We start from the raw sequence: 386 nt of genomic DNA, 5'->3' as shown, positions 1-386 counted from the left end.
GCCGAGCAGGAGCACGGGCCGTTCCGCAACTCGCAGCCTCTCCGCTACCTCCGCGACCACCGCAGGATCTGGCGGCGTCGGTCCGGTGGATCCGAGAATCGGCCGATCCTCAAGTTCGGACGGATCGACCGGCATCGCCTGGACGTCCAGGCAGAACTCCAGGAACACCGGACCCATCCGTCCCGTTCGTCCCTGGCTCACCCAGTGCTCGAAGACCCGCCGGGAGACCGGCCGGGTGATCGTCCTGGCAACGACACAGAGTGGTTCCACGATCGATCGTCCGTCGATCTCCTGGATGCCTCGCTGACGCATTCCCGGATCGGCGAGGTCGGTCGACTTGGCCTGGCCGCCCAGGACCAACAGATCCCTGGACTCCAGGAAAGCGC

1 pseudogene is annotated in these 386 nt (G+C 66.6%); it reads right to left on the bottom strand.

The window, feature by feature from the left end:
• Positions 1-386: pseudogene (locus AC30CM_RS27380) on the bottom strand (thiamine pyrophosphate-binding protein); the annotation flags it as partial.

This window comes from Mycobacterium sp. DHQP2018-32-09, assembly GCF_058148405.1.
This window is presented reverse-complemented; position numbering and strand designations above follow the sequence as displayed.